The following is a 17,097-nucleotide window of genomic DNA, read 5'->3' as shown; positions in this document are numbered from 1 at the left end:
TAGCTGCGCCTCACGCCTCTTTTAGTTATCCCTCACAAACTAATTACTTTCCCGACTGGAGCACCACCATGTTCGACCGCCTCGACCAACTCGAAGCCCGTTACGAAGACCTAGGCAGACAGATGTCCGACCCCACACTGGTCAACGACCAGAAGAAGTTTCAGTCCATCGCCAAACAGCACCGCGATATGGAACCAACTGTCGAGAAGTTTCGCGAGTACCGCAAGATCAAGGACGGCATCGCCGAAGCCAAAGCCATGCTCGCTGACCCGGATCCCGATGTGAAAGAGATGGCTCAGGCCGAACTCGACACCTTGGAGCCGCGTCTTGCACCGGTCGAAGAGCAACTCAAGGTTTTGCTCCTCCCAAAAGATCCCAACGACGAGAAGAACGTCATCCTCGAACTCCGCGCGGGTACCGGCGGCGACGAGGCGGCCCTCTTCGTGGCCGAGGTCTTCCGCATGTACATGCGCTTTGCCGAACAACACAGGTGGAAGGTCGAAATCCTCTCCCAGACCGAATCCGGCATCGGCCACGGCCTCAAGGACATCACTGCCATCATCGAAGGCGAGAAGGTCTACTCCCAGCTCAAGTACGAATCGGGCGTACACCGTGTACAGCGCGTCCCTGCAACCGAAACCCAGGGCCGCGTCCACACCTCCGCGATCACTGTCGCCGTGCTCCCTGAGGCGGAAGAAGTCGATATCAAGATCGAAGCCAAGGACCTCCGCATCGACACCTTCTGCTCCTCTGGCCCCGGCGGACAATCGGTCAACACGACCTACTCCGCAGTGCGCATCACCCATCTCCCGACCAATACCGTCGTCAGCTGCCAGGATGAGAAGTCGCAGATCAAGAACCGCGAAAAGGGTATGCGCGTTCTCCGCGCCCGTCTGTACGAGGTGGAGGCCGAGCGGATTCACCAGCTTCAAGCCAAAGATCGCAAGCAGCAGATCGGCTCCGGCGACCGCAGCGAGAAGATCCGCACCTATAACTTCCCGCAGAACCGCCTCACCGATCACCGCATCGGCCTGACGAACCACCAGCTCGCGATGGTAATGGAAGGTCAGATCCAACCCACCATCGACGCTCTCATCGCACACTACACCGCGGAGAAGCTGAAGGCCGAAGCCGAAGCTGCCTGATCAAGTCTCCCGCCGTTCAGAATCGCATCACCCAGACAGGGGCAGACTGACTTGGCAATCTTCGCACTCTCAGCGAAAATCCAAGTCAGCGTGCCCAGATTTCCAGAGGATTCGATTCATGACCAGGCAACACCGCAGTGTGTCCCACGGTTCCGCGAAACATCTCTTCCTCTTCGCTCTTCTTTCGATCTTGACTCCGAGCAGCCGCGCGCAGGACGAGCACACGCCGCCCTTCAACGGCATCGCCCACGTGGCCATTCGCGTCCACGACCTCGCTGCCTCCGTTGCCTTCTATGAAAAGCTCGGCTTCGAACAAGCCTTCGATCTTCGCAAGAACGACGTCCCCTACGAGTCCTTCATCAAGATCAACGACAACCAGTTCATCGAGCTATATCCCGTTACCGAACACGATCCTATCCCCGGCTTCCTGCATCTCTGCTTCGAGGGCCAGGATCTCCAGGCCATCAACGACGACTACTCAACCCACGGCCTCACACCCAAGGCCGTCCGCAAAGCTGGTGCTGGCAATCTTCTCTTCACCATGGCCGGGCCGGTCCAACCTACTGGCCCGCAGAACATCGAGTACACCCAGTACATGCCCGGGTCGCTTCACAGCGACGACCAGGGCAAACACCTGGGCCCTGACCGCGTCGCCGACAAGCTCATCGCCGTCTCCCTCGCGATGAAGGATCCCGCGGCGGCGCGCGACTTCTATATCAACCAGCTTCACTTCAAACCCATCGCCAACGACCCGATGTTCCTGCACATGCCCGGCGCGTCGGGGCAGGAGGTCGAGATCGTCCCCGCCGCCCTTGGCACCGAGGCTCGCATCACGCTCCAGTCGGAGAATCTGGGCAGGGCCGCCCGCCATCTCCACAAAGAGGACGTCAAGGTCGTCAAAAACGGAGCCAACCTCACCATTACCGATCCCGACGGCAACGTGCTCATCCTCGATAACCGCTAAGGCCTTCCTTCTGCGCTACTGTTAGATAGCCGCCAGCAATGACGCTCCGCCAGGCCATCACCGCCGCCGCAAACCACCTCGCTGAAGACGAGCATCTCCGCGCCACCGCGACCCGCGACGCCGAACTCCTGCTCCTCTACATCGTGCAGATCTCTCGCGCAAACCTCTTCGCCTATCCAGAGCGCGAACTTCTCTCCGACCAGCAAACCGCATATCAAAGCCTGATCGAACGTCGCCTGCAACACGAACCGATCCAGTACATCACTGGCCAGCAGGAGTTTTACGGCCTCAACTTTCACGTCACGCCAGCCGTCCTTATTCCGCGTCCAGAGACCGAGCATCTCGTCGAAGCTGTCCTGAAACTCCTTCCATCGAACCAGTCTCTGAAGCTCGCCGACATAGGCACCGGCTCCGGTGCCATCGCAATCGCTCTCGCAGCGCACCTTCCCCACGCCGCAATCATTGCGCTCGACATCTCACCCGACGCGCTAGCCATAGCAACCACCAACGCCCGTGAAAACAACGTAGCCGACCGCGTTCGCTTCCTCCAATCCGACCTGCTCAATGCAGTAAGCCAGGAAAAAGAATTTGACGCCATCGTAAGCAACCCACCGTATATCCCGGAGATCGACCGCGGCTCACTCCATCCTCAAGTCCGCAACCACGAGCCCTCCACCGCGCTCTTCGCCGGAGAAGCCGGACTCGATATCTATCGCCGCCTGATTCCTCAAGCCCACAAAGCACTCAAACAAAATGGCCTGCTCGCCCTTGAGATCGGACACGGCCAGCAGGACTCCCTCGCCGAACTACTCTCCGGCTGGCAAACCGTCTCTTTTATCGACGACCTCCAGCAGATCTCCCGCGTCGCCCTTGCCCGCAAACCGTAAATTCATCTAGCGCGGTCAGATCTGTCATAATGAAACCCTTCACGTCGCCGTTCGTATAATACTCAGAGCCGTTCTCATGAAAAAGCCCGAACTGCAAGACCACCTCTACGCGCTCGAAGAGCGTCTTCTCCACCCCGACCGAGAGGCCGACAGAAAAGCTCTGATCCCTCTCTTCGCCGAAGAGTACAAGGAGTTCTGCACCTCCGGCCGCGTCTTCAACCGCCAGCAGACAATCGACGTCCTGCTCACCGGCGCCGCGCGCCCTGCGACCATCCATCACTTTTACATCGCGCAACTCGCAGAGAATGTGGTCCTCGCCACCTACCGCGTCACCACCACCGTCGCCATCTCTCACCGCTCCTCGCTCTGGACACTCCGCGATAATCGCTGGCAGCTCTACTTCCACCAAGGCACCATCGCCACATAGCAAAGCCGGCATCGCACGAAGAAAAACCGCGCAGATCAGATATCACGTCTGCTACCCTCCTTGCATGCGCCCTCACCTCCTGCCTCTTCTTCTGGCAACCTGCCTCTACGCTGCACCCAGCATCGCCCAGACTCCCTCCGTCGACATTCGCCTCGCCACACAAAATGCGCTCTTCGAAGAGATCTACCAGGCCGACCTCAAGAACAGCCCCGAGCGCGCCACCGCCTACGGGGACTATCGCTACAACGATCAGCTCAGCGACCGCTCCCTCGCTGCCATTGCTCGCCGCCACACTGAAGACACCACCAACATGGCTCGACTCCAGTCCATCTCGACCACAGGATTTCCCGAACAGGACACACTCTCCCACGACCTCCTCATTCGCGTTCTTCAGCAACGCATCGACGACTACGACCTCAAAGAGTACGAGATGCCCGTCGATCAGATGAACGGCACCCACACCGGCCTGGCCGACCTCCCTCTCGCCATGCCCTTCGACTCAGTCAAGCACTACGAGGACTACATCGCACGCCTGCATCAGATCCCACGCGTTCTCGCCCAGACCACCGACGTTCTTCGCGCTGGCCTGAAAGACAACCTGATGCCCGTCCGCTTTCTCCTCGAAAAAGTGCCCGGCCAATGCAACGGCATCATCGAATCCGACCCATTCCTCATCCCAACGAAGAAATTTCCTTCCAACATCTCTGCCGAAGATCAGAAGCGCCTCACCGCTGAGATCACTGATGCCGCCACCAAAGACGTCCTCCCTGCCTACCGCACCTTCGCCGCCTTCATCACCACCGAATACGCCCCACACGGCCGCACCATCCTCTCCGTCACCTCGCTTCCCGATGGACAGAAGCGCTACCAGAACGACATCCTCGGCCGCACCACCACGCACCTCACTCCCGAGCAGATCCACACCCTCGGCCTCAACGAGGTCGCACGCATCACCGCAGAGATGACCGCGCTCGCCCACAAGGCTGGCTTTGCCGACCTCGCCGCCTTCCGCGCCTCCATCAACAACAATCCCAAATGGACTCCCACCTCCGCCGAGCAGATCCTCGACGACTACCGCCACTACATCGCGCAGATGCAGCCCAAACTCCCCGACCTCTTCACCGTCATCCCCGGCAGCCCTGTCACCGTAGAAGCCATCCCGGCCTTCCAGTCCGCCGACTCCACCCACTACCAGACCGGCACGCCCGACGGCAAACGCCCCGGCCGCGTCGTCGTCGCCACCAGCGACTTCTCCAAACGTACCCTCGTGCTCGACGAGGCCGTCGCCTACCACGAAGGCATCCCCGGCCATCACATGCAGCTCTCGGTCCAGCAACAGCTCAAAGGCCTACCAAAGTTCCGCCTCCACACCGGCTTCAGCGCATACGCCGAAGGCTGGGCGCTGTACGCCGAGCAACTCGGCAAAGAGGTTGGCTTCTATCAGGATGCTGTCAGTGACTACGGTCGCCTCAACTCCGAGCTCTTCCGCGCCGTACGCCTCGTCGTCGACACCGGCATCCACGCCGACGGCTGGTCACGCGATCAAGTCGTCGACTACATGCGCAAAAACGACGTCAACGAGCCTCTCATCCAATCCGAGACAGACCGCTACATCGCATGGCCAGGTCAGGCCTGCTCCTACAAGCTAGGCCAGCTCAAGATCCTCGAGCTACGCGAACGAGCAAAGAAAGAGCTGGGCACGAACTTCGACATCCGCACCTTCCACGATGAGATTCTCAGCGGAGGCTCACTCCCCCTCGACATGCTCGACGCCCGCACCACTCAATGGATCGCCACTCAAAAGGCCAGATCCAGCAAAATTCTACAAACCGGCGTACCAGTCGCACCCTAGCTTCGTCCAGTAGTCATCGGGGCTCACATGAGTGTAAGCGATCGATGCAATCGGCCTATTTATAACCGTATTTAATCGGAAGATGTAAACGCATCGGACACTTTGTTACTGCAAGCCGATGCGCGACAGTAGATCTCCGGTCAAGCTCGCCAAGCCTATTGACGCCTATACCGCCGCACGTGAATCTCTACGCTCCCTGTCTCCGTCTCTCTCCCAATCGCGGTCGCGGTCATCATCCCGCTCTTTCTTTTCTTTCTCCCACTTACGTCGCTGCTCCTGCTCCTCCCGTTCCTCGCGTCCGTCGCTCATCCCGCCCCTCCTCTCTCCTTCCAGCTAAACCTACCGCAACTCCACCCTGATCGCGGCACCATTCTCATCTACAAACCTAACCTCTTTCGCGCTCATCGTCGCCCGAGTTCCAGTCCCGCGACCATCCAACGGAAACGTTGCCGCATGGTCCGCATCGGTCCAACAAACCAGCCCCTGCAAGCAACCAAGCACCTGCGGCACGCCTGGCACCGCATCCCACCCCTGCACTAAATAACGCCGCTCCGTCCCCGGCTCCTCCACCAGTACATCATTCGAAAAGTTGATAAACAGCCGCGCCCCATCGATCGCTACGCCATTACGCTCCACCTTCCCCAGCGGGTCCCGCAAGAAGATCCTCTGGCGAAACACAGCAACAACCACAATCAGCAGCAGCACCGCGAAAGTCAGAATCTTCCTCAATCTATTTCTCCTCGTGATACTCCTGCTCTGTATTGATCCCCCACAGCGCAGCCTTGTCGACATGCCCAGCCACGATACCATCCACCACCGTCATCGCCGTCAACATACTGTGATCCTGGTTGTTGTACTTATGCATTCCATTTCGTCCCACCAAAAACAGATTCTCAAATCCGTCAGTAAACTCGCGCAGCTCATCGAACCGGTCATACGTGCCAAAGTAAGCCGGATACGTCTTCGGAACCCGCACCACATGCCCATCCGAAACATCCTCAGCATTCAAGATCCCGATCTTCGCCACCTCGGCGATCGCGAACCTCTTCAACTCCTCATCCGGCATCTTCCACAAATCATCCGTGTCATAGCAGAAATACTCCAACCCAATCCACACCTTCGTCGGATCCGCCACCAGGTACGGGCTCCAGTTATTGAATATCTGTAACCGTCCAAGTATCACATCGGGCTCCTGCACATAGATCCAGGTGTCCTTCAGCAATCCACCATCGGTCTCCTTCACCTTCAGCCGATCCGCCAGTAGCCCCACGGTAATGAAGTCCCGATACTGCAACCCAGCGCTGACCTCACGCACATTCTCAGGCACAGGAGCATCCATCGCCTCCACCAGCTCACGCATCGGCATCGTCGAGAAGAAATAATCTCCCGCAAACGTCTGCCGTTCCCCCTGCGCAGTCACTGCGTCGATAGACGCCACGCGCCTACCCTCGCAATGAATCCGATCCACCTTCCATCCCATGTGGATCTCGCCACCCTTTTCGCGGATCTGGTCCGCCACATGCTCCCACAACTGCCCCGGCCCAAACTTCGGATACATGAACCGCTCGATCAAACTCGTATCCGTCCCCTTCTGCGCCAGATCACCCTTCTGCTTCCCGCCAAGTGCCTTCTTCAAAAAATGCTTCACCGCCGTCGTCAGACTCAGCCCTTTAATCCTCTGCGCACCCCACTCAGCAGAGATCTCGTCACAAGGCGTACCCCAAACCTTCTCCGTATAGCTCTTGAAGAACGTGAGGTAAAGCTGCCTTCCAAACCGATTGATGAGGAAGTCCTCAAGACTCTTCTCGGGCGTAATCTGGCTTACCTTCGACTTCATATAACTCGCACCGACACGAAACGTCCTCGCCAGCCCAAGGTTCTTCAGCGTCGTTGCGGTCAACGTAATCGGATAGTCAAAAAACTTTCGCAGATAGTAGATCCGGCTCTTACGAGGCCTAATTAACATCACCAGATCAGGATCATGCGGTGCAACTTCAACCAGCATGTCGGCAGAACTCAGATCAAGTTCCTCGTCTTCGTCGGTCTCCTCGGCCGCATGAGGATCAATCGGTCCAACCCCGCGCAAAACAGGCTCCTCCGGCAGCCGCGCCGGCACCGCCACAACACGCTTCTTCCCCTGATAACTAATCTCCGGCTCCGACCCCGCATTCTCAACATCGGGCGGCATCAGGTCGACCCACCACTGCATCACCCGATCGCTCTTCGAGAAAAACCGATGGCCCCCGATATCCATCCGGTTGCCCTTGTACTTGATCGTCCGCGAGATCCCACCAATCTCATCGCTCGCTTCGAGCAGGATCGGCTGCACATCGGTTCTGCGCAGCAACTCAAGCCCAGCCGTCAATCCCGCTGGCCCCGCCCCAATAATGATCGCCCGTCTACCCATATCCAGCTTTTCAGTATACGGATCGATCGCCCTCTTCTGCGGTCAGCGTTAGCCCTGATGCTGGCATCATTCCCAAAACTGCGCAGCCTCCGTTGCTATATGCTTGTCTCGTCCATCTCAGCTACAGGAGATCTGCATGCTCCTTCTTGAAGCTTACCTATTGGATCCCATCAAGCTCGAACTATCCGCGGCCAAAGAGCCTGCCTCACTGATCGGATCCCTCTCAGCCTTTGCATGGCCTCTCGTCACCCTCGTCATCCTTTACCTCTACCGCGAATCGCTCGGAAAATTTCTCGTCACCATCAGCGCCCGTGCCACAGAGATCGGCATCGGCTCCTGGGCCACCATCAAACTCCCCGAGGTCAAAGAGGCCACCAACACTCCAATCGACGTCATCCGTGAAATCGAAACCGACAACTGGCAGGAGAGCAGCACACTATGGTTCAAGGAGCTTTCCGCCTCCACTGCACCGTCCGAATACGCACTCATCGATCTCGGCGATGGCAAGCAGTGGATTAGCTCACGCCTCTTTATCTTCGCCGTCATCCTGCAGCGGATGAAAGCACTCAAGTGCATCGTATTTGCGCGCACTCTGCCTTCAGGCGGCAGGCGCTTTATAGGATGCGCCTCTCCCGACAATGTGCGTTGGTCACTCTCTACCAATCAACCATGGCTCGAGTTGTCCTACGCAGCCGCCTACAATCAGGCCTTTCCCCCCGCCGGTGCTGTTCCAGTTATAACTCCACCTATCACGCGCATAGATGGATCCATCGAGCCACCCGTCGCGCAGCAGATTATCAGCACCTTCATCGCCAGCTTGAAGGATTCCACCGGCACTATCATCAAACCGGACCCACTCAACTGGGTCACACTCAAGTCCGGCACCGAACGTGCAACCTGGCTCACTGAGCTTGAAGTGCAGCGGCTCCTCGGAGTCTATCTCTGGCGCGACGCAATCAAGGCACGTACCGACGACTCTCCCGAACAGAAGAAGCTTGAAGTGAAAGCGGTTGTCCGCAAATCCGACCCATACGTCGCCATCGTCAAGGACGATCAGTACAAGTCGCTGGTCAACCGCGTCGCACTCCTGTCAGAGATCGGCCAATCGATCGTCTGATTTAAACGGCCGTCTGACGCTCCGCAACCTCAAACTCCAGTCCGTTCTTGCCCGCCGTCACCACGACATGATCGCCATGCAGTACGCTGCCGTCGAGGATCTTCACTGCCAGTTTGTCCTGCACCAACCGCTGGATCGCTCTCTTCAGAGGCCGCGCTCCATACGCCCGGTCATATCCAGCTTTGAAGATCGCCTTCCTCGCCCCGTCCGTCAACTCCAGCGTAATCTTGCGATCCACAAGAAGCTTCTGCAGGTCCTTCAGCCGCAGATCGACAATATGCGTTAGCTGCTCATCGGCCAGCGGATGGAAGGTCACGATATCGTCCACGCGATTCAGGAACTCCGGCTTGAAGTGCTTGCGCAGCTCATCCATCACGCGGCCCTTCGCCTCTTCAAAGCCATCCTCGCCCTGTGCCCAGGCCGTAGATAATTGCCCAGCACCGACATTCGACGTCATGATCAGCACAGTGTTCTTGAAGTCCACCGTCCTGCCCTTTGAGTCCGTCAGCCGGCCATCGTCGAGCACCTGCAGCAGCACATTGAACACGTCAGGATGCGCCTTCTCGATCTCATCGAACAGCACCACCGCATACGGTCGCCTGCGCACCGCCTCAGTCAGCTGCCCGCCTTCGTCGTACCCAACGTATCCCGGAGGCGCTCCAATCAACCGCGCCACCGCATGCTTCTCCATGTACTCACTCATGTCGATCCGCACCATCGCGGCCTCGTCATCAAAGAGAAACTCCGCCAATGCCTTCGCCGTCTCGGTCTTTCCAACACCAGTCGGGCCAAGAAAGAGGAACGAACCGATCGGCCGCTTCGGATCGGAGAGCCCCGCACGCGACCGGCGAATCGCATTCGCCACCACGTTGAGTCCCTCATCCTGACCGACTACACGCTCACGCAGACGATCCTCCATCTGCACCAGCTTCTGCATCTCCCCCTCAAGCATCTTCACAACAGGAATCCCCGTCCACTTCGACACCACAGCGGCGATATCCTCTTCGTCGACCTCTTCCTTCAACATCCGCGACGGCTTCTTCGCAGCTCCCGACTTCACCTCAGCCTCATCCTCACGAACCGCGGCATCCTGCTCCGCCGTCAGCTCACGGAGCTCCGCCTCCAGCTTCGGAATCTCGCCGTACTGCAGCTCCGCCGCACGCTGCAGATTCCCCTTGCGAGTCTCCTCGCCCATCTGGAACCGCAGCGACTCTAACTGCTCCTTCAACTCGGCCATCTTGCCAATAGCGCCGCGCTCCGTCTGCCATCTCGCGCGCAATCCAGCAGAAGCTTCCTTCACCTCAGCCAGCTCGCGCTCTACAATCTCCAACCGCTCCTGCGAACCAGCATCTTTCTCCCGCTTCAACGCAGCACGCTCAATCTCAAGCGAGGTCGCCCTCCGCTCCAGATCGTCAATCTCCACCGGCACCGAACCAATCTGAATCGCCAGCGCCGCCGCAGCTTCATCCACCAGGTCGATCGCCTTATCCGGCAGAAACCGATCCGAGATATACCGATGGCTCAACGTAGCCGCAGCCACAATCGCCGAATCCTTGATCCGAACCTTGTGGTGCGCCTCGTACTTCTCCTTCAGCCCGCGCAGAATCGCAACCGTATCCTCGACGTTCGGTTCGCCGACGAACACAATCTGAAACCGCCTCTCCAGCGCCGCATCCTTCTCGATGTACTTGCGATACTCCACCAGCGTTGTTGCGCCAATCGCCCGCAACCCGCCGCGAGCCAGCGCTGGCTTCAGCATGTTGCTTGCATCCAGCGACCCTTCGCTCGCACCCGCACCCACCAAAGTATGTAACTCGTCGATGAACAAAATTACTTCACCATTCGAATCCTCAATCTCCTTCAACACAGCCTTCAGTCTGTCCTCAAACTCACCACGGAACTTCGCCCCGGCAATCATCGCGCCCAGGTCCAGCGAGCACACCCTCTTGTTACGCAGAATCTCCGGCACATCACCGAGAAAGATCCTCCGCGCCAACCCCTCGACGATCGCCGTCTTACCAACACCCGGCTCGCCGATCAGCACAGGATTGTTCTTCGTCCGACGGCTCAGCACCTGCACAACACGCCGAATCTCTTCATCCCGCCCGATCACCGGGTCGAGTTTGCCCCTTCGTGCCAGATCTGTCAGATCCTTCGCGTACTTCTCCAGCGCCTGGAACTTGCCCTCAGGATTCTGGTCCGTCACCCTCTGTCCGCCGCGAACCGCACTCAGCGCCTTCAGAATCGCCTCATGCGTCCCACCCAGCGCTGCCAGCGCAAGCTGCACCGGGTCATTCTTCGTCTTCGCTAACGCCAGCAGCAGATGCTCCGTCGAGACGTAGTCGTCCTTAAAGCCCTCCGCCTCTTTGAATCCCTGCTCCAACACCTTCTGCAGCGCAGCCGACAGCCCCGGCTGCCCCCCACCCTGCACCTTCGGCAGCTTCTCAATCGCCGAGTTCACCCCCGAAAGCAGCTGCTCCACCGGCACCCCAACCTTCTCCAGCACCGGGATCACCACTCCCTCGCGGTCCTCCAGCAGCGCTGCCATCAAATGCAGCGGCTGCACCTCCGGATTGCCGTTCTCCGCTGCTTGCCCGCTTGCGGCCTGCACGGCCTCCTGAGACTTCACTGTCAAACGCTCCCACTTAATCGCCATAAACCCTGTCCCCTCATCAATTTCAGTTTTTGCCTTATAGATTAGACGCGCGAGAAGTCAACAAGATGCGGGAAATGTGACAATAACTCACTCACATTCTGCCACACTCAGTTTCTAAGAAACGAAAAGCATTACAAAGAAAACACAGAGGCATCCCCAGCCGGGGCATAGCATGTCCATATGGACCAACTTCCAGCTTCTGAGTGACCTTCTCCACAATTAAGCTCGCCATCGTCTATCTGACTCTCGGCCCTCCCGCCGGAATCCTTGGCATCCTCTACTCCCTTATTACCGGCAAAACCGACATCCTGTACAAGTCGGGCCTCATGCGCATCGCCCGCCTCGGCACACAAGCCGCCGGCGTCCGCGTCGAACTCCGCGGCCTCGAAAACGTTCCAGCCGATCGGCCATGCATCTTCATGGCGAACCACGCCTCCAATCTTGATCCGCCGATAATCCTCCCACTCATCCCTGGCCGCACTTCCATCCTGATGAAAAGCTCGCTCATGCGGATTCCCATCCTGGGCACGGCAATGCGTATGGGCAAGTTTGTCCCCATCGAACGCGGCGGCTCATTAGAGGGAAGTCGCCGCAGCGTTCAAGCTGCCTCCGACGCCATCCGCTCCGGCCTTCATCTCCTGGTCTTTCCAGAGGGCACCCGCTCGCCCGATGGCCGTCTCACCAGCTTCAAAAAAGGTTCGTTTTTCCTGGCAGAGCGGTCAGGAGCGCCGATCATCCCCGTCGCCATCGCCGGAACGGAACGCCTCATGCCCAAAAACAGCGCCGGCATCCATCCCGGTGATGTTCAGGTCACCTATCTCCCATTGATCGAACCGCGTGACTATCCTACTCGCGGCGCATTGATGGAGGCTGTGCACTCAGCGATAGCCGCCGCGCTGCCAACAGATCTCAGACCCATCGATATTCCGGAAAAGCTCACACCAATCGCGCTGCCATTCGTTAGCGGCAACGTGTTGAGCGATGCCATCGCGCCGTAAACAACTAGACAACTTAGTCTTATCGAGCCGCGGACAGTTGGTTCAGCGCATCCCGAACTGCGGCAGAGGAGATTCTCAAGAGCCCACTGAAGGGTGAATACATCTCCAGGATGATGAAGATCGCACCTGAGGCCGCCAAGGCACAGATGATCAGTGTCGAGATCACGGTAGGATTTGGTGGAGCGAAGATACCAAAACTAATGAAGATAATTACCAGCCACGACGTGACAACGACCAATAGCAGCGGTGGAATTGAAGCCTGCTCCGATTCGAGAAACATGAGCCAGTTAGACTTTCTCAAGTTTTGAAGTAATGCTACTGCCTGAGCCTTAGCCGAAGCCTGCATTTCGTTCTTTGGAACGAGCGATTGCAGCTGGGCGCTAATGAAAACGTCATTCTCTTTCGGCATGAGTTGAGACAGACTCGATTTGTCTTTGGGCCAGATCCGATCAATCGCAGCCTCAACGGTCTGACGGGCATAGAAACGAATTTGGTCGGCGTCAGGCCCGAACACCGCGAGGGAATTATTGAGAAGGATAACCTCGCTAGACATCTCGCTGACTTTGTTTTTTTGTCCGTCGTAATAACTCTTTGCCGAAGAGACGAGCATCCCCAGCACCAGGCCAGTCATGGTCGCGACAAGCCCGATCGCAAGCCTCATCGTATCTTTTGCATCCTGTCCCAGATGCTCTACTGGCAAGGCCCAGCGCAGAGCCATCCCAACGAGCGATCCGCCGAAGATCAGCGCAAATACGATCGAGCTTACCGCCACTGAGCTCATAGGCTTTCGATTCTTCCCTTGTCCAAACTCAACTCCACTTCCAGGCGACATCACCAAAACCAAGTGAAGGTGAAAAGATCTCTCTAACTCGGAATTCATCCTCTATTCTTGACTCAGCTAGTGTGAACCGCAGAGGCGACCGCCGCGACTAGCAAAATTGCTAATCGAATGAAAAGAGATCACACAGGCATCTATCGGAAGGCTCTCCTCACTCTCCCCCTTGTGTTGGGGTTATGTGGATATGTACGAGCGCAGACGGTAGATGCGGCACAGCCCTCCCAAAGCAGCTCTTCCTCGTTGCCCAATGCGCCCACCCCTCAACTCCCGGAGAAAGATGCGGTTACAATCCGCAACACTCCCATTCACATCCTGAAAGATCAGGCAGCGATCTGGACCAGTCCGCTTCACATTCGCACGCATGATCTCGAATGGCTGATCCCTCTCGCCGCCGCCACTGGCGCAGGAATCGCTACCGACCATCACGTCATGTCCTCCGTCGTCTCTCAAGATCCCAACTTCAACCAGACCAACATCGACGTCTCAAACGGACTCCTCGGAGGCTTCATTGCAGCCCCGGTAGCGCTATACGGATTTGGCCACTTCAAAGATGATGAGCATGCTCGTGAAGCCGGCATTCTGGGCGGCGAAGCGCTTGTGGACGGAGTTGTTGTTGAACAGGCTATGAAGCTCATCTTTTGGCGAGAAAGACCGGCTGTGAACAATGCACACGGCCTGTTCTTCCAGTCAGATGCCGGCGTAGACTCCTCCTTCCCTTCCGCCCATAGTGTTCTCGCCTGGTCCTCTGCTGCTGTGATCGCCGGAGAATACCCCTCTCACTGGACTCAGTTGGCGGTGTACACCCTTGCAACTGGCGTAAGCCTGACAAGAGTTTTAGGCCAGGAACACTTTCCGACGGATGTCATTGTGGGGAGTGCGGTTGGATGGTTAGTGGGTCATTACGTCTATCGCGCGCATCACAAACCTTCCGTCCACCACTCTCCGATGAAATCGTCAATTTCGAATTAGTTACACTCAGATCGATGATTCTCAATCAGCGCGCAAGAGAGCGATTGAGATCCACTCTAAAAATCCACCACCGTCAGGTCGACGGGAAACTCCAACTTCCTGCTCGATGGAGTGGCAAGGAGGTCTTTGCTCCACTCCCCGCTAATCCCATCCTTATTGAACTGCGCAACCGGCAGTTGACCCGATACCTCGAAGTGGTCGATGACATAAGGCAGCCCCGACGACCCCAGCACTGAGGTGCCATCCATCAGATGAAAGTGCAGATGAGGAGCCGATGTATTGCCCGTGTTCCCGAGCAGCGCCAGAGCCTGCCCACGCTTCACATGGTCCCCCTTATGAACCAGCAGCGAGTTCTTTTGCAGATGAGCATAAAACCCATATCTGCCCTGACCAAGATCGAGCACGATATGGTTGCCGTCCACGTTTTCGATAGTGATCGTCTTGGGATCAGGCAGATCTCCCGGCAGTTGATCGTCAAGCGTCGAAAGCGCATCGACAACGGTGCCATCGGCCACGGCAATCACCTTAGCGCCGTAGTCGAAGTAGTCCTTGACACCCTTTCCATCCCCGCGAAAGATCCTCGCATCCGCACCCAGCAGCATCCAGTCAATCGCGAACCGCTGCGCAAACTGCATCACTCCGTTGACAGGCTGGCCACTGCCACGATGCACACCTCCCGCCTCGCAGCATCCATTGAAAGCCACCCACCCCTTGCCCGAAAGCGGTGGCCCCAGCACCATCACATCCGTGCTCACTGCAATCGGCGCAATCGTGTACTCCTGCTCAACCACCAGATCCTTTGGCGACCCCGGAGGCCCACCCGCCAGCAGATGAAATCGATGCATCAAGGTAGCAGGTGGCCGAGCATCCTCATCAAGGGCGATATCAATCAGCAGTAGCCGAGTCTCACTGAACCCGATCGTCGCCGCAGCCATCGCGTCGCCGCGCCCGACATAACGCAGACGAGACAACAAAGCTGCGCCTTCGAAGCTGGCAAGCACCTGCTTCGAATCAGCAGCACTCACAACGTCCACACCCTGTAACGTTGCCGTCGCGCTTCCCGTATTTGTAATCTCGAGCTCGTAGACAAGATGCAGTTTTTTGTCCGTCCCCCGAAAGGCACTCGTCGAAGGCTTCATCGCCGACGCCACCACCGGGGTCAGCATATCCCCCGCTAGAGCCTGAAAATTCGCAGACAAACAAACAGCCGCAACCAACACGAAGAGTCGAATCACACGCATAAGCAAGCCTTTAGAACGTAGATTTTTAGTGACTGGCCCGGCGGGAGGGAGAGAGCAATCACATTAGAGCAGAGTCCTCAGCGTATTGCCACCTGCAACATCCGATTCGTGCAACTCACAAAACAGCCCCCAACAAAGCTCTTCGCCCTTTACCATCAGCTCTGAGCACAACAGCACAATCCATGCCTACCACCACCGGCATCACCGTCAAACCCAACGCGCTCCCCGACGCCATGCTCCTTGCCACCACCGGTGGCCTGCTCGACGCCTTCATCTTCCTCAACCATGGCCACGTCTTCGCCAACGCCATGACCGGCAACGTCGTCTTCCTCGGGATCGCCCTCATCGGTCGCGACTGGAAAGATATCGTCCCCCATCTCGTCCCCATCTGCGGCTTCATCGTGGGCGTTGCTGCCTCAAAACTCGTGCGCTCTCACCTGCAGGAGCGCCCCCTCCTCCTGCTTGGCCTCACCTTTGAGATCGCTGCCCTCTTCGCACTTGGCTGGCTCCCCCTCGATATGCCCCACATGGTCATCACCGCAACCACCGCCATCGTCGGCGCATTTCAGGTCGCCAGCTATCGCCACGTCGAAGGCTTCGGGTACAACTCCACCTTCGTCACAGGCAATCTGCGCGACACAGTGGAAGGCCTCTACGACGCCATCACACCAGGCGCTACCCCGGCGGTGCGCGACAAGGGCCGGGCCAAAGCACTCTACCTCGGCCTCATCTGCCTCTGCTTTCTCGCCGGAGCGGTCATCGGAGCCTGGGCCGCGCCTCGCTTCGCCAACCACACCCTCTGGTTCGCAGAGCCGTTCCTCTTCATCGTCGCCCTGCGCGCTCGAAGCCTGCGCTCCTGACCGAGAAGCACATCACCAAATAAAAAGGGGAGGCATCAAGCCTCCCCATAAGCAATCATTCGTCACACTTACCGCGCTGCCGGCGTCTCAACCTGCTTCGCCGCACCAACCTGCACCTTGATCTGCTTCGGCTGAGCCTCGGCCTTCTTGGCCAGAGAGATCGTCAAGACCCCAGCATCAGATGTAGCAGTTACACCCTCGGCGTCGACCGTCTGGGGCAGCGTGAAGCTCCGGACGAAGCTTCCAAACCTGCGTTCAATCCGGTGGAAGTTCTCTGCCTTCTCGGTCTGCTCGAACTTGCGCTCGCCTTTGATGACAAGCTTGTGGTTCTCCAGCCGAATATCCAGATCCTCCTGCTTCACCCCAGGAATCTCCAGCTTCAAAACCAGCTTCTCTGCATCTTCGTAGACATCGACTGCGGGAGTAAACCCGGCATTCGAGCCCTCCGATCCTGCAAAGTCATTGAAGATCGAGTTCAAACGCTTCTGCAATCCGGCAACATCCTCAAACGGCGTACGCAACGGCACAAATCGAGTCATCGTTGTCATAAATCCTCCTTGAATCAAATACTTGAATGTCCAGAACGACTTCGTTCCATCGTCCTGCACTTAGTTAGACGTAATACAGCTCCAATGGTTGCATAAAATATGATGTAAATACACTCACATTTTAATTATTGAAACTTGTCTATCAAAATGAACAACTTAGGCAGTTTTAAACACCAAAGCCACCCGAA

The 17,097-nt window shown here is 57.5% G+C and carries 16 protein-coding genes; 9 read left to right on the top strand and 7 right to left on the bottom strand.

The genetic code is table 11. The annotated features are described in order from the left end of the window. The first annotated feature begins 68 nt into the window (after positions 1-68). The 5 genes from prfA (at position 69) to RBB82_RS10680 (ending at position 5,275) form a co-directional block, all read left to right on the top strand. Positions 69-1,145: a peptide chain release factor 1 gene (gene prfA / locus RBB82_RS10700; RefSeq protein WP_433975117.1), complete on the top strand. Its 1,077-nt coding sequence runs from the start codon at positions 69-71 to the stop codon at positions 1,143-1,145. Between the two features lie 118 nt (positions 1,146-1,263). Beyond that, the gene (locus RBB82_RS10695) at positions 1,264-2,109 is read left to right on the top strand and encodes a VOC family protein (RefSeq protein ID WP_433975116.1); all 846 of its coding nucleotides are present in this window, start codon (positions 1,264-1,266) and stop codon (positions 2,107-2,109) included. Between the two features lie 38 nt (positions 2,110-2,147). Then, positions 2,148-2,996 carry a peptide chain release factor N(5)-glutamine methyltransferase gene (gene prmC / locus RBB82_RS10690; protein ID WP_433975115.1) on the top strand — a complete coding sequence of 283 codons (849 nt, stop codon included), beginning with the start codon at positions 2,148-2,150 and terminating at the stop codon, positions 2,994-2,996. A gap of 76 nt (positions 2,997-3,072) precedes the next feature. Beyond that, a complete protein-coding gene (locus RBB82_RS10685) occupies positions 3,073-3,423 on the top strand; it encodes a DUF4440 domain-containing protein (protein WP_433975114.1) in 351 nt (116 codons plus the stop codon). Positions 3,424-3,487: 64 nt separating this feature from the next. Beyond that, the gene (locus RBB82_RS10680) at positions 3,488-5,275 is read left to right on the top strand and encodes a DUF885 domain-containing protein (protein WP_433975113.1); all 1,788 of its coding nucleotides are present in this window, start codon (positions 3,488-3,490) and stop codon (positions 5,273-5,275) included. 165 nt (positions 5,276-5,440) lie between these two features. Here the strand turns inward: RBB82_RS10680 and RBB82_RS10675 are convergent, their stop codons facing one another. Genes RBB82_RS10675 through RBB82_RS10665 form a run of 3 tightly spaced genes read right to left on the bottom strand, consistent with a single transcriptional unit; the run spans position 5,441 to position 7,682 of the window. Beyond that, on the bottom strand, positions 5,441-5,584 hold the full coding sequence (locus RBB82_RS10675; RefSeq protein WP_433975112.1) for a hypothetical protein: 144 nt from the start codon (positions 5,582-5,584) through the stop codon (positions 5,441-5,443). Between the two features lie 30 nt (positions 5,585-5,614). Further along, positions 5,615-6,004, bottom strand: a complete 390-nt coding sequence (locus tag RBB82_RS10670; protein WP_433975111.1) for a hypothetical protein — start codon at positions 6,002-6,004, stop codon at positions 5,615-5,617. A gap of 1 nt (position 6,005) precedes the next feature. After that, positions 6,006-7,682 carry an NAD(P)/FAD-dependent oxidoreductase gene (locus RBB82_RS10665; RefSeq protein WP_433975110.1) on the bottom strand — a complete coding sequence of 559 codons (1,677 nt, stop codon included), beginning with the start codon at positions 7,680-7,682 and terminating at the stop codon, positions 6,006-6,008. Between the two features lie 136 nt (positions 7,683-7,818). Between RBB82_RS10665 and RBB82_RS10660 the strand changes: the two genes are divergently transcribed. Beyond that, positions 7,819-8,799, top strand: a complete 981-nt coding sequence (locus RBB82_RS10660; protein WP_433975109.1) for a hypothetical protein — start codon at positions 7,819-7,821, stop codon at positions 8,797-8,799. Between the two features lies 1 nt (position 8,800). Here the strand turns inward: RBB82_RS10660 and clpB are convergent, their stop codons facing one another. Then, on the bottom strand, positions 8,801-11,455 hold the full coding sequence (clpB, locus tag RBB82_RS10655) for an ATP-dependent chaperone ClpB (RefSeq protein WP_433975108.1): 2,655 nt from the start codon (positions 11,453-11,455) through the stop codon (positions 8,801-8,803). A 203-nt stretch (positions 11,456-11,658) separates the two neighbouring features. Between clpB and RBB82_RS10650 the strand changes: the two genes are divergently transcribed. Then, a complete protein-coding gene (locus tag RBB82_RS10650) occupies positions 11,659-12,453 on the top strand; it encodes a lysophospholipid acyltransferase family protein (RefSeq protein WP_433975107.1) in 795 nt (264 codons plus the stop codon). A gap of 19 nt (positions 12,454-12,472) precedes the next feature. On the opposite strand, the gene RBB82_RS10645 is transcribed toward RBB82_RS10650, so the two are convergent. Next, positions 12,473-13,234 carry a hypothetical protein gene (locus RBB82_RS10645; RefSeq protein ID WP_433975106.1) on the bottom strand — a complete coding sequence of 254 codons (762 nt, stop codon included), beginning with the start codon at positions 13,232-13,234 and terminating at the stop codon, positions 12,473-12,475. A gap of 168 nt (positions 13,235-13,402) precedes the next feature. Here RBB82_RS10645 and RBB82_RS10640 point away from each other — a divergent pair, with 168 nt between their 5' ends. Further along, positions 13,403-14,260 carry a phosphatase PAP2 family protein gene (locus RBB82_RS10640; protein WP_433975105.1) on the top strand — a complete coding sequence of 286 codons (858 nt, stop codon included), beginning with the start codon at positions 13,403-13,405 and terminating at the stop codon, positions 14,258-14,260. A 56-nt stretch (positions 14,261-14,316) separates the two neighbouring features. Here RBB82_RS10640 and RBB82_RS10635 read toward each other — a convergent pair whose 3' ends face one another. Beyond that, positions 14,317-15,501: a M23 family metallopeptidase gene (locus tag RBB82_RS10635; protein WP_433975104.1), complete on the bottom strand. Its 1,185-nt coding sequence runs from the start codon at positions 15,499-15,501 to the stop codon at positions 14,317-14,319. A gap of 182 nt (positions 15,502-15,683) precedes the next feature. Between RBB82_RS10635 and RBB82_RS10630 the strand changes: the two genes are divergently transcribed. Next, positions 15,684-16,361 (top strand): YoaK family protein, encoded by a 678-nt coding sequence (locus RBB82_RS10630; RefSeq protein ID WP_433975103.1) that lies wholly within the window; start codon positions 15,684-15,686, stop codon positions 16,359-16,361. A 68-nt stretch (positions 16,362-16,429) separates the two neighbouring features. On the opposite strand, the gene RBB82_RS10625 is transcribed toward RBB82_RS10630, so the two are convergent. Next, on the bottom strand, positions 16,430-16,909 hold the full coding sequence (locus RBB82_RS10625; protein ID WP_433975102.1) for an Hsp20/alpha crystallin family protein: 480 nt from the start codon (positions 16,907-16,909) through the stop codon (positions 16,430-16,432). Between the last annotated feature and the right edge of the window lie 188 nt (positions 16,910-17,097).

This window comes from Tunturiibacter lichenicola (assembly GCF_051013355.1).
Lineage (GTDB): Bacteria > Acidobacteriota > Terriglobia > Terriglobales > Acidobacteriaceae > Edaphobacter > Edaphobacter lichenicola_F.
The sequence above is the reverse complement of the archived record's forward strand: the minus strand, read 5'-3'. Positions and strand labels throughout refer to the sequence as shown.